This window comes from Anabaena sp. CS-542/02 (assembly GCF_028331085.1).
GTDB classification, from domain to species: domain Bacteria; phylum Cyanobacteriota; class Cyanobacteriia; order Cyanobacteriales; family Nostocaceae; genus Anabaenopsis; species Anabaenopsis arnoldii.
Genome location: NZ_JAQMTM010000125.1, coordinates 1 through 11,358, shown reverse-complemented (window position 1 = coordinate 11,358; position 11,358 = coordinate 1). Strand labels below are relative to the sequence as shown.

General features: G+C 40.1%; 11 protein-coding genes. 2 read left to right on the top strand and 9 right to left on the bottom strand.

Annotation, left to right across the window (positions count from 1 at the left end; translation table 11 throughout):
* Positions 1–659: 659 nt before the first annotated feature.
* The 3 genes from PN447_RS13630 to purS form a co-directional block, all read right to left on the bottom strand.
* On the bottom strand, positions 660–3,719 hold the full coding sequence (locus PN447_RS13630) for a hypothetical protein (RefSeq protein WP_271763585.1): 3,060 nt from the start codon (positions 3,717–3,719) through the stop codon (positions 660–662).
* 393 nt (positions 3,720–4,112) lie between these two features.
* Positions 4,113–4,787, bottom strand: coding sequence for a phosphoribosylformylglycinamidine synthase subunit PurQ (gene purQ / locus PN447_RS13625; protein WP_271763584.1), 675 nt, complete (start codon positions 4,785–4,787; stop codon positions 4,113–4,115).
* Between the two features lie 103 nt (positions 4,788–4,890).
* Complete coding sequence (gene purS, locus PN447_RS13620; protein WP_271733269.1) at positions 4,891–5,169, bottom strand: phosphoribosylformylglycinamidine synthase subunit PurS; 279 nt, start codon at positions 5,167–5,169, stop codon at positions 4,891–4,893.
* A gap of 145 nt (positions 5,170–5,314) precedes the next feature.
* On the opposite strand from purS, the gene PN447_RS13615 reads away from it, so the two are divergent.
* Complete coding sequence (locus PN447_RS13615; protein ID WP_271763583.1) at positions 5,315–5,716, top strand: Fur family transcriptional regulator; 402 nt, start codon at positions 5,315–5,317, stop codon at positions 5,714–5,716.
* Positions 5,717–5,757: 41 nt separating this feature from the next.
* On the opposite strand, the gene PN447_RS13610 is transcribed toward PN447_RS13615, so the two are convergent.
* Positions 5,758–6,744, bottom strand: a complete 987-nt coding sequence (locus PN447_RS13610; protein ID WP_271763582.1) for an SPFH domain-containing protein — start codon at positions 6,742–6,744, stop codon at positions 5,758–5,760.
* A 60-nt stretch (positions 6,745–6,804) separates the two neighbouring features.
* Positions 6,805–7,236 carry an NfeD family protein gene (locus PN447_RS13605; protein ID WP_271763581.1) on the bottom strand — a complete coding sequence of 144 codons (432 nt, stop codon included), beginning with the start codon at positions 7,234–7,236 and terminating at the stop codon, positions 6,805–6,807.
* A 405-nt stretch (positions 7,237–7,641) separates the two neighbouring features.
* Between PN447_RS13605 and PN447_RS13600 the strand changes: the two genes are divergently transcribed.
* Positions 7,642–7,914, top strand: coding sequence for a ferredoxin-thioredoxin reductase variable chain (locus PN447_RS13600; protein ID WP_271763580.1), 273 nt, complete (start codon positions 7,642–7,644; stop codon positions 7,912–7,914).
* 5 nt (positions 7,915–7,919) lie between these two features.
* Here the strand turns inward: PN447_RS13600 and PN447_RS13595 are convergent, their stop codons facing one another.
* From PN447_RS13595 to PN447_RS13580, 4 genes are all read right to left on the bottom strand, one after another.
* Positions 7,920–8,141, bottom strand: a complete 222-nt coding sequence (locus PN447_RS13595) for a hypothetical protein (protein WP_271763579.1) — start codon at positions 8,139–8,141, stop codon at positions 7,920–7,922.
* Positions 8,142–8,198: 57 nt separating this feature from the next.
* Positions 8,199–8,987 carry a YdcF family protein gene (locus PN447_RS13590; protein WP_271763578.1) on the bottom strand — a complete coding sequence of 263 codons (789 nt, stop codon included), beginning with the start codon at positions 8,985–8,987 and terminating at the stop codon, positions 8,199–8,201.
* 85 nt (positions 8,988–9,072) lie between these two features.
* Entirely contained in the window at positions 9,073–9,570 is a 498-nt protein-coding gene (locus PN447_RS13585) for a hypothetical protein (RefSeq protein WP_271763577.1), read from the bottom strand.
* Positions 9,571–9,603: 33 nt separating this feature from the next.
* Positions 9,604–11,124, bottom strand: coding sequence for a bifunctional aminoglycoside phosphotransferase/ATP-binding protein (locus tag PN447_RS13580; protein WP_271763576.1), 1,521 nt, complete (start codon positions 11,122–11,124; stop codon positions 9,604–9,606).
* Between the last annotated feature and the right edge of the window lie 234 nt (positions 11,125–11,358).

The window sequence follows — 11,358 nt, the reverse complement described above, 5'->3', positions numbered from 1 at the left end:
TTTGAAAAGCCACGCGAATAGAAGTTTCTTTACGGGAACCGCCAAACTGGATAATTTTGGCTACTTCTGCTTGGTACTGGCTAATCAAAAGTCTGGACATGGGAAACTAGGGGATATACAAGGGTAGAAATTTCAATATAGGCGATCGCTGTTAGTAATTTAGCAGACAGTTTATTAAAATTTATACAAGTGTAAATAACTTTAAGTTAGAATAACTGTCAGGTTGTCATCTATCTTAGGGTAGAGATAAAACGGCCTCATAAGTATCGAGATAGAAGGGCGATCGCCCTACGTAGGTGTTTTTATCAGGTTTGACCCCACCCCCAACCCCTCCCATTACACTATTCATTACTCACATCTTTCTTAACAATCTTGAAACATTTATGTGGCAATGGTTTCAACGCTTGAAACTTTCCCTAATCTTGACAAAATGTACCTTATTCTTCTTGATAAAACCCTTATTTTATTGAGAATCATCAACGGAGGATTAAGGTTTGGGGGTTTGCGAGCGATCGCTCTCACGAATGTTAAGAAAGATCCGGTTAATGGATAGCCTTGTAAGGGGAGGGGACTGGATTTTATTGTTTTTTGCCTGTTCCCCAATCCTTCCGGTGTTCCCTAAGATAAAAATTACCTGTTGAAAACTTGACAAACATCCACTAAGAGCTTGATTTGGGTCTTGCGAGTATATCCCTAACATAAGTTAAAAAAGCTAGAGAGTTAAACTCTGCATTCTGACCGCGACTATATTTTAATAAAGCTAGTTGACCAATAGACTCATGTCCGATCAGGTTTTGATAAGGGTCTAACTTGATTTGAAGTTTACCCGAGTTTTCATGCTTTTGATAACGGGAGAAATGAAACAAAGTCAAGCATTGCAAAATCTCACTTTTTAAGTGACTGTCCTGATAAATTAGTCCGGTTCTAATATCCTTGTCATCCAGTACACCCTGATAAATATTCAGCAAAGTTGCGTAAGACATTACACCATTATAGTTGGTATCTTTACCAACTGCGATACCGTTAAACAAGTTGAAAAATACAATTGACTTTTTGCTACTATCTTCTACTAACTGTGTCAGTTCTACAGTATCTTGAATATATAATGATGTAGACTTGATTTTGTTTTCAACTTTGACCGCGTAGTATTTATCAAAAAACATGGGATAAATTTTAATATCATTCCTTTCCCTTGTCAAAGCCTTAATGACATTTGCAGACATAAAAAATAGTTCGTCCCTTTTAGTTTGAGTGATGTGTAATGTGCTGCTGTAAGGAACTTTTGCTATGTAAATAAAATGTCTGTAGCCTTGTTCATAGAGTTGATCTACATTCTCAACTATCACACTAGGATATGAAAACATATCTTCATGATTATCATAGTTCTCCGAAAATGTTCTCCATAATCTTAATGTCGCAGTTTGCGGTTGAATTCGGAAATCAATAATTTCCCCCATCAGGTTGGATTTTTTCGCTTCCATTCCCCATCTGCTATCACTACCGCGACTAGAAACTATAATCATTGCTAGTTTATCTAGTTCCCGAAATTGAAATTTCTCTCCAGGTGGGAAAGTAAATTTTTTTGGTAATATATGATACAAAGATGCTAAAGTATTAGGAATTTTAAATTTACCCTTTTCCGAAAACTCCTTAATATCTATTCCCTGGGAATTACTCCAATATCTTTCATTAAATAAATGGGATAATACACCGGTCAAGGAAACTATAAATTTTTCTATGGGTGGATCATTTTTCTTGTTGTTGAGGTGTATCCTTAAAATGGGAATAAATAAATTTTTTAATTGTCCTTCTAGTAAGACATACAAGCAGACGTAAGCTAGTAAGCTGTAGGTAATTTTGTAAATAAATTCTTGATGGGACTCTAGTTTCTGGGTTTCAGGTTTCCCAGTTTCTGGTTTTTTAGGATCTGGACGATAGGGAAATATTACCAACTTACGGTCTGATAAGTTTTTTGTAAAAAATTCATAGCAACTGTTAGCTGGTGCAAATACTACTGGTAAAACACTAATACCCTGACCTGTTATATCTATATCATATTGCATCTGAAAAGTTTCTCTATCATCAGTCTCAAAAAAGTAGATTTCACTGATAGTCATTTTGGCTGGGAGACTGACTATAAAGTTTTTATCTGTGGTTGCTTCCCCCAAATTGATATATTTAAGACAATCTTTAGGATTCTCCCGTAACAGAGATTTAAAAAATGTATCTCTATCAACAATAGTGTTAATATCTGCTTCTAAAATACTATTCTTGACAGAAATATGTAGGGGATATTCTCTGGTAGGGAAGGAAGTTTTCCGCTTGATCAGATTTGTTAAAACTCCCTTGAGAGTTTTGATTTTTTCTTTAACTTGAAACTTTTCAAACCCCTTAATAATGTTTCTAAATAGTTGTTTTTTATCTTCATCATTACTACCTTGCAATATTGGTAATACATATTTTTCCAGGTTAGTAATGGGGTTATATTCTAAATCATTCTGGGGATTCTTAGGATCTTGACGAGATGCAAATAAAAAGTAATATAAACAAGCTATCTTTAACACCTTTTCTACAAAGAGTTTTTTTCTAGATTCATCTTTAACCCCTTCTTTATGTTCTTCACTATCTGGGTTTAAAATCCTTTGATTATAATCAAAAACTGTTTTCCCTTTTTTATGGGCTTGGACTTGACCATCAAATTTCAACTTTAAACCAAAAATAAATTCTACTTTCTCGCGGTTTTCCTGTTCTGTTTCTCCTAGGTAACCCTCAATCAAGGGGATAATGGGAAGCATATCAAATGCTTCACCCCGAGAAAACATATCTTGGTAATTAACCTCTACTCCCTGATAGTTAACTATATATTCCCCGTCTGCTTTGTTGGTATTATTAATATAGTCATCTAATAATTTTAATCTTCTGATTAAGTCCTGTAAATATATTTTACCTTGCAAGTTGTTCTCACTAGCATTGTCATCAATATTTTCATAGAGAAATTCTAAATATTTGATTTTGGCTAACTTCTTTAATTTACCTAATGTTTGCTGGTTCACCAGATTTTCTAAGCGGTGAATATCTGATTGCTCATTTTTATCTAAGTTCTCTAAAATATCTTCTAGGTCATTCCTTTCCTCCGATGTAGGATCAAGTTGAACATCTATAAAGTTATTAATTCCCTCTAATAAGTGGGCGGTAAAATTACTGGGTTTGTCCACTGAGATTTTAACTTTATGGGCTTTAAGTAGTTGTGTGTGTTTTCCGTCGTTATTTCTAACTGTTAATCGCTGTTTTTGTAATTGGTTAGATGGTGGGAAATTATAGGCGAGGTCAAATTTACTTGATTGTTGGCGAAATGTCTTTAAATCTGCAATCAGTTGTGTGACAAATGTCAATCTATCTAAAGATAGATTTTGGCTCAAGTAGGATGTTAAATTGGATCTAACTAATTCAGTGATGTTACTTATTTGCTCTGGAAATCTATCTTGAGAGCCAGGGCTAAAATTGAGAGTAGCTGCACGTACTCCCTTAGCATTTCCTAAAGGACTATTCACTTGTGAAGTGGCGATTTCAGCAGCTATTTGATTAATATCCACCACTAACCATTGATGATTATTATTGGTTCTGAATATTTGGTTTTTCTCTAAGCTTTGACAGATTTTCGTTAGTAAGTCAGTATAATCGACATTTGCTAAATCAGGATTGATTGTAATTTTATTCACGTAAAGACCTCAGTATGTAAATATCTGCAATTGATATCTATGGATATATAGTCATCCTATTTGACTTGAGAAATTATCAGTGAGGAAAGGGAACAGGGAACAGGGAACAGGGAACAGAAATTGTTCATGAATCATTTAGGATTGCTATAGCAGGGGGCAGGGGGAAGCCTTGAAACGCTTGAATTTCAATGGTTTTATCTTCTGTTTATGTCCTAACCTCCTTGGCGGTTGCTATAATAAGCACAATTATAATTATACCCCATAGTGACCAGTGAAACAGTAGAAACTTAACCAAAAACAGCCATAAAAAAAGTCCAGTAATCAGGACTAAAAAAATAAGATGAAGATTGGGGAGGTCAATTCCTGAGAGTAATTCACAGCACAGGAAGAAAATTAAACCCAGGCGGCGATTTTCCCTAATAGGCCTTGAAATAGGCGCAATCCATCAGTATACCCCAGGGAAGCATCTGATGCTCTTTCTGGGTGAGGCATCATGCCTAAAACATTGCCTTGTCGATTGCAAATCCCGGCGATATTATTGAGTGAGCCGTTGGGATTGTCTCCTGCATAGCGAAAAACCACTTGACTATGATCTTCAAGGGCTGCTAAAGTAGACTTATCAGCATAAAATCGCCCTTCGCCGTGGGCAATAGGCAGAGTGATAGTTTCATTGGTAGTGTAGGCTTGAGTCCAAGGAATATCGTTACGCTCAACGGTGAGCGGAGCGCGATCGCAGATAAAATGTAAATTCTGATTTCTCGTCAAAGCTCCGGGTAACAGACCAGCTTCAGTTAATACCTGGAAACCGTTACAGATACCGAGAACAAATTTACCTGCTTGGGCGTGGTTAATTACCTGCTGCATCACAGGGGAGAAGCGGGCGATGGCACCACAACGCAGATAATCACCGTAACTAAAGCCACCGGGGATGATAACTACATCCAAATCAGTGATATCAGTTTCTTGATGCCAAACCATGCGAGTAGGCAGCCCCAGCAAATCTCTGGTAACATAAGCAACATCGCGATCGCAATTAGAACCCGGAAAAACCAAAACCCCAAATTTCATGATTTAGTGATTAATTCCTCTTAATTAGTTTTAATTAGTGTAGTGGGAGTGAGAGATGGGGACAGAGAAATTAATATGCTTCCCTGTTTCCCCATCCTGGATGCTAAATAACTCCTGTTTGTGTTTCCACCTCAATCAAATCAAAGCGATAATTTTCAATCACTGGATTTGCTAACATTTGGTCACAGATACGTTCAAGGTCTCGACGCGCCTTGATCTCCTCAGTAGAAGTGATGGTGAGTTCGATGTACTTCCCAATCCGCACCTGTTCCACGTTGTCGTATCCCAGTTGCTTCAGACCAGATTGTACGGCCACACCAGCAGGGTCTAACACTGAAGGGCGAAGGGTCACGAAAATTTTGGCTAGATACTTCCTTTGCACAGGCTTTTTGCTAAATGCTGCGATCGCTATACTATAACTTTCTGTCCCAACTGAGTCAGAATAAAATAAAGAAGCAGTTACAGTTAATCAATAACCTTACCAATTTAACAGCTGCCACTACAGTAGTAAATTTAAATAATCGTCTATGAGAGCCATACGCACCCCCAGTCAAGAGAAGATTCTCCGCCTACTCAAGAGCATCCAACAAGGAATTTCCGCCCAAGATATTTACGTAGAATTACGTAATCGCAACCAAACCATGGGTTTAGCAACAGTTTACCGCTCACTGGAAGCCTTAAAACTAGAAGGGATGGTACAGGTGAGGAATTTATCCAACGGTGAAGCCCTGTATAACCTAGCCCAACAAGACAAACACCACCTTACCTGTTTGCAGTGTGGCCTATCAATTCCCATTAATCAATGTCCTGTTCATCCCTTAGAAGACCAGTTAGAATTCCAGCATAAATTTAAAGTCTTTTACCACACACTAGAATTTTTTGGTTTGTGTAGTCAATGCCAAATGAATCAAGCTGCATGCAATACTTGATTCTTGAAAGTCCCCGCTCTCAAGAGACGGGGATTGTCGGTTCATCTGGAACGTGGCACATCACCCCCAAATATAGGGTTAGTAGGACCATCAGCAACAATAGAACGCATCCCCTCCAAAGTAGCAGGGATAGTGCGGGGGTCCATAAACATCACCTTACTACTGTCGCTGCTACCAATCCTCGTCCCCATGTCCAAATAACTTTGAGCCAGTAAAAACTGTAAAGCTTCTTGTGCTCCTGGTTGACCATTGAGAGTATTAGTGATAATACGCAGAGCTTCAGCGGTTGCTTGGGCCTTGAGGACTTGTTGCTGGCGTTCAGCTTCAGCTTGTAAGATAATAGATTTTTGTTGTGCTTCCGCTTGGAGAATCGTAGATTTTTGACGAGCTTCAGCGTCCAAAATTTGCGCCTCAGCCTTCCCCCTAGCGGTATTCACCGCCGATTCCCGTTCCCCCTCGGAAGTGAGAATTGCCGCCCGTCGCCGCCGTTCCGCCGCCATTTGTAGCTCCATTGATTCTCGCACCGTCTGGGAGGGAACAATATCGCGCAATTCTACCCGGGTAATCTTCACACCCCAAGGGTCAGTAGCAATATCCAACTCACGCAATAATATTTCATTAATTTGAGACCGGGCCGTAAAAGTTTTATCTAACTCCAGTTGTCCCATTTCCGAGCGAATTTGAGTTAGTACTAAATTTGTCATGGCTGCTTGCAGGTTTTCCACCTTATACCATGCCTTTTCCATGTCTACAATCTGCCAGTAAACCACCGCATCCACTTCAATCCCCACATTGTCCCGGGTAATACATTTTTGGGGAGGAATATCTAAAACTTTTTCCCGGATAGTTTGTTGATAAACGATTTTATCTAAAAAAGGCACCACAAAATTCAGCCCAGGGCCAAGCTTTTTATTATAGCTCCCTAATCGTTCTACTAATACCTCATTACCCTGATTCACGACTCTTACAGATCCTGCAACCGCAGAACCACCAAGAGCCAAAAATACTAGCAAGAAAAATTCATTCATATTTTAGATTCTCCTAACTTCTCATGCCATGTCTGTGTGAACAACTGTACAAGCGCCCACTCAACGCAATAGGTAATCAGGCATTACAATCAAAGTAGTGCCTTCTCTTCTGACTACATAAACTCTTTGATGGGGTGCTATGTACAGTTGGTCGTCGTCACATTGGGCGCGCCAAGAATTCCCCTCATACAGCACCCGTCCGGTTTCCCCAGCGGGAATTTCCGTTAAGGTTTGAGCTACAACTGTATCCACCATTTTTGATTTGCGTCCTCGCGGTTGCAAAAAGCGACGAGAAAGCACAATCAGAACTGTGGACAGTAATAACCAAGCTGCAATTTGCAACCCTAAACTACCCACACCCGCTAGAGACAGTAGCGCCACAATTAAGGCACTAATTCCCATTATGAATTCCACAAAAGCCGATGGTAAGAACAGTTCCATTAAACACAGAACAGCTCCCGCCAACAGCCAGATTAAGGTATAACTTGGCATAGGCATAGCACCATTCTAGACTCTAGATTCACCTAAATTGATTGCTTGGATCAAATCCACTTACACTTTAACTGTATCCTTAACCTACCAAATCTTAATATTGATTAACTTTATTAGGTATGTCCTGCAAAATTAGGGAATAGGTTTTTCCAGTCTGCTGCTGGGCTTGGTTCCCCCACTATCGGTAACAACATACCCCGCTAGTTAAAGATATATTTTCAGTTGAGAAAACTGATGACTATTCATTGTAGAATTAAAGTTGTATTTAAAGAGCACAGCAACAGTAAAACGGATTTTTAATGATCTGAATGTCGCTCACTAATGACTATTAAAGCCTGCATGGGCAGGCTTTGTTTGTATATTAGTGAATATTACAAACAGTTTTTTTAGCAGTTTCAGTAAGGAGTGACTGTGGAGATGCTTATGGAACAGCAAAAACCAAGTGGAGATGTGGTTATCAAAGTAGGCGATCGCATCCGTGTTAAAGAGTCCGTAGTAGTTTATCATCATCCTGAACATCGGGGTGAGGCTTTTGATATCAAAGATACACAAGGCGAAGTCGTGAATATTGCTACTGAATGGAAAGGTAGACCTGTCAGCGCTAACTTACCGATTCTAGTGCAGTTTAGTAAAAAATTTAAAGCTCACCTGCGTGAAAATGAGTTAGAAGTAATCTAAATTACTCACAAGCGGCGAAACCACTGAAAAATATTCAATTCGCCGCGCATTTTCTCTAACTCTTGACGATGCTGTGCTGCTGTTTGGTAATACCAGGCGCAATAACTCTCAAACTCTGAACGGGTCTCAACTTCTGTGTAGAATTGGTAAGTTATTTGATAATGTGAAAAGTCAGCCTCAACTTCACACTGAGGCGATGGCACAATATAAGGTAAATTTTCAGACATAATTACAGTATAAGCATAAAGGCGGCTCAACTCCCTCCACCACAATATCTTAGCTGCCTACAGCCAACCACGCCAGCCATAGACCCAAATACCAATATATTCTTTGATGGCACTGGTAAATAACCGTAAGTTACCCACATCAGGCAATAAGTTCAGGATAGCAGCTTTGGGGGTTCTAGTCATGGCTGCCATTTCATTTTCACTCACCTGAAAATCAGTCGGTGCGGGAATCACATCGATACCTTGACCTTGGAAAATTTGCACAGATCGCGGCATATGCATTGCCGAAGTAACTAACAATACCTTACTAATACCACGTTCTATGAAAATCTGCTTAACATTCACAGCATTCTCATATGTATTGAGAGCCTCCGGTTCTTGAATAATCGCCTCCGATGGGATCCCAATTGATGTCAGCACATCCGCCATATCCACAGATTCTGGGGAACTGCTCCCACTCCAATCAATGCGACCCCCAGTGACAATAATGATGGGGGCTTTGTTTTGCCGATATAATTGGGCTGCATAAATAATGCGATCGCCCGCCTCATTCAAATCAACAGTTACCCTGGGAGGGTCAGGGGAGCTAGTTGCACCACCTAAAACTACAATTGCTTGAGCGGTGGGTACTGGACTTGTGGGGAGATATTGCCATTCTAGCGATCGCACCACAGACTTAGCCACCCAAGCATTACTAGAAACCAGCAATATAGTTAAAGCCAAACTAATCGCCATAGCGGCCAGGGTGGGACGTTTCCATAGTGTCACCAATGCCACCATTAAACCAATAGTAACCAGTCCCAGGGGATAAAAAAACAGTGGTAGTAACTTAGACAGATACAGCACGTTTCAAATAAATAAAATACACAGCTTAAGATCATAAATCTTGTGGGGTGGGTATCCTACCCGCCCTCTCTAAAAACATATTCCCTCATTTTTCCCAAAACCGGAAATTGAAACTTCCGGAGGTTCGCCGATAACGACGGGAGACTTTTCTAGTTTGCTGTTTAGTAATTCTCTCCCTAGGGCCTTCATTCACATCAACATCTAAAACCTCCATAGGTAGCTGAGTATTCATAGGCTCCTTACAACCCCACCAAGCGGTCATCCAACCCCCACCCAGAGCCGCCATTGCACCTAGGAAGATCCCAGCGGGTGCAGAATACCCTAACAACACAAACCCCAGCAAGAAAAACAACCAATATTTTAGTCCCGCGTCAATACCATCAGAGGAGGGTATAGCAGGTTCCCGGGGGCTATTTTTACTAGAACTTGTGAACCAACCCAAAACAAAACCAGCAATAATCCCCAAAAAGATACTCAGGGGTAGTGAAAAGCCCGCCATGAGCAATATGAAGATTAAAAATCCCCCAAATATCAGTTGAGAAAAGAATTCCGGTGAGATAGGTGGTAAACCTTTAGTTGCCATAGACTTACAAATACTGTAAACTAATGATTTTAATTATGCCTGTGGTGATGCAGTGGTATCCCAAATCTGCACATAGGGCATTTCCTCCCTGGTAAATGGTTCCGCCTGATCCAGTTGAGATGTTAATAAATCTACAGTAGCATCAGCAATATCCCCAGTACGTTGAGCCAGACGCTCTTGCACAACTGCTAAAGGTGCAGTACAGTATATAATTTCCAGGGGAACTTGGTATTTTTCCGCTTGCTCAATGGCATTTTGTCGCAGGTTTTGCTTATCATACTTAGCATCTAAAATCACATTTAACCCTTGGCGAACCAGCATAATTCCCAGATCCAGCAACCGGCCATAGGTTTTTTGAGTCATTTCTGGGGTATATAAATCATCCCCACCACGCTCCCAAACAGAAATCCCCCCTAAATGTTTACGCACCGCATCTGAGCGAATGTGAATCGCCTCGAATTTACGCGCCAAATATTTAGCCGTTGTAGACTTCCCAGAACCTGACACCCCAGACATTAAAATCAGTTTTCCTGATTTTGATTTAGTATACTCCCAAGCCTGGCGATAATATGCTGCTGCCGTTTTTGCCGCATCCGCCTTGACTGTTTCTGGTATATTGGGGTCATCTAACAAAAATGAAGTCACCTTGGCTCGAACATAAGCTTGACGACTTAAATACAGAGGTAATAACTGCAATCCTTCCCAATCACCAGTTTGTTCCACATAGGTGTTTAAAAAAACATTAGCCAGATTACGGCTGTTTCGCGCCTCCAAATCCATCACCGTAAACGCCACATCATACATGACATCCACAAAGCGAAATGGCTCGTTAAATTCAATACAGTCAAACAGAAACATCTGATCATGCCATAAAGCAATATTTCTCAGGTGTAAATCACCATGACATTCACGAATATAGTTATTTTCAATTCTACTGGTAAATAATTCTGGATGTTCTAAGAAAAAATTATCTGTATATTTCTTTGTTTCCTGAAACTGCTGCTGTGTCTGGGGTCCACCAATATACTTTTCTGTTTGTTGATAATTCTCATCAATTGCCGCCCGCACTTGCCGAACTTCGCCAAAACTCCGAATATAATCATTAGTTGTAGATTTAGCGTGGTACTCAGCCACTACTTTACCTAGATTCTCTAAGTGAGTCTCCGTTAACTTACCTTGATCAAATAGTGTACTCAAGAGTAATTCTTGGGGAAACTGGCGCATTTTTAGGGCATACTCTACAGGCTTTCCTGCTCCTTCTAAGTGATATTGCCCATCCAATACAGTTATATGTAGTACTTCTAAATACAATTCAGCCGCGCCCCGTTGATTCAAACGCAACTCTTCTTGACAAAAATGCTTGCGTTTTTCTAGAGTAGAAAAATCCAAAAAGCCAAAATTTACTGCTTTTTTCAACTTATACGCATAATCTCCCGTAAGCAGTACATAGGAGATGTGAGTTTGAATCAGTTCTATGGGTTCTGTGACTGGGTGGGGATAAAATCCCGGTTGTAACATCTGCTGAATTAAAACTGGAAGATTTGCTGGTGTCATAAAAAAACCGTGGGTTGGATAGTTACAAAAATTTCACATAAATCCCCCAGGTGCAGGGATTGTACAAGGTCAAAGACCAACTCATAAACCCATGTTCTGCTATATAAAACCTAGACAAAGCTAGACTTTACTTTCTACTTCAACGGGAGCATGGGAGCGGTTATCCCTTAGTAGACTTGCACGCCTTAGCCAGACGCGATATTTCTCTTAAGATTTACAAGAAAGACTACCGCT

Coding starts and splice junctions, on each gene's coding strand:
- purQ (WP_271763584.1), bottom strand. CDS start 4,787: ATGAAATTTGGGGTTTTGGTTTTTCCGGGTTCTAATTGCGATCGCGAT.
- PN447_RS13615 (WP_271763583.1), top strand. CDS start 5,315: ATGAGAGCCATACGCACCCCCAGTCAAGAGAAGATTCTCCGCCTACTC.
- PN447_RS13610 (WP_271763582.1), bottom strand. CDS start 6,744: ATGAATGAATTTTTCTTGCTAGTATTTTTGGCTCTTGGTGGTTCTGCG.
- PN447_RS13605 (WP_271763581.1), bottom strand. CDS start 7,236: ATGCCAAGTTATACCTTAATCTGGCTGTTGGCGGGAGCTGTTCTGTGT.
- PN447_RS13595 (WP_271763579.1), bottom strand. CDS start 8,141: ATGTCTGAAAATTTACCTTATATTGTGCCATCGCCTCAGTGTGAAGTT.
- PN447_RS13585 (WP_271763577.1), bottom strand. CDS start 9,570: ATGGCAACTAAAGGTTTACCACCTATCTCACCGGAATTCTTTTCTCAA.
- PN447_RS13580 (WP_271763576.1), bottom strand. CDS start 11,124: ATGACACCAGCAAATCTTCCAGTTTTAATTCAGCAGATGTTACAACCG.